1 protein-coding gene is annotated in these 685 nt (G+C 60.9%); it reads left to right on the top strand.

Annotated elements, in window-relative coordinates:
• A partial coding sequence (locus NUV48_15560) for an SDR family NAD(P)-dependent oxidoreductase (GenBank protein MCR4443548.1) occupies positions 1 to 685 on the top strand: 685 nt, incomplete at both ends.

Here is a 685-nt window from a genome sequence, read left to right as displayed (position 1 = left end):
AGCCCACCGGCCGAGGAACCAAAAACACCGTGGAAAGAGCGGGGGGTATACCTGATCACGGGCGGGGCCGGCGGGTTGGGCCTGGTCTTTGCCGGTGAAATAGCCCAAAGGGCCAAAGATTCGGTGATAATACTGGCCGGGCGTTCTTCGCTGGACGGGCCCAAAAGAGCTAAGCTCGAAGAGTTCAGGAGCCGGGGCGCGCGGGTCGAATACCTGGAGGCCGACGTAAGCGACAAACAGTCTGCGAGCCGCCTTATCCAAAAAATCAGGGAAGAGCACGGCGGCCTGGATGGGATCATTCACGGCGCCGGCGTCATTCGCGACAGCTTCATCCTCCAAAAAACAAAAGAACAGCTTTTGGAAGTGCTGGCGCCCAAGGTCAAAGGCCTGGTTAACCTTGACGAGGCGAGCAAGGACGTGCCGCTTGACTTTTTCATCCTCTTTTCCTCGCTTTCGGGGAGCCTGGGCAACCCTGGCCAAGCCGACTACGCTGCCGCCAACGCCTTTATGGACGCCTACGCCTGCTACCGCAGCGAGCTGGCGGCCTCCGGGAAGCGGCACGGCAGGACCATTTCCCTGTGCTGGCCGCTGTGGGAAGAAGGCGGTATGCGGCTCGATGCAAAGCTCGTGAAAATGCTGGAACAAAACACGGGCCTGACCGCCCTGGGCACCGCGGCCGGCCTAA

Source organism: Peptococcaceae bacterium (assembly GCA_024655825.1).
GTDB lineage: Bacteria > Bacillota > Peptococcia > DRI-13 > PHAD01 > JANLFJ01.
This window is presented reverse-complemented; position numbering and strand designations above follow the sequence as displayed.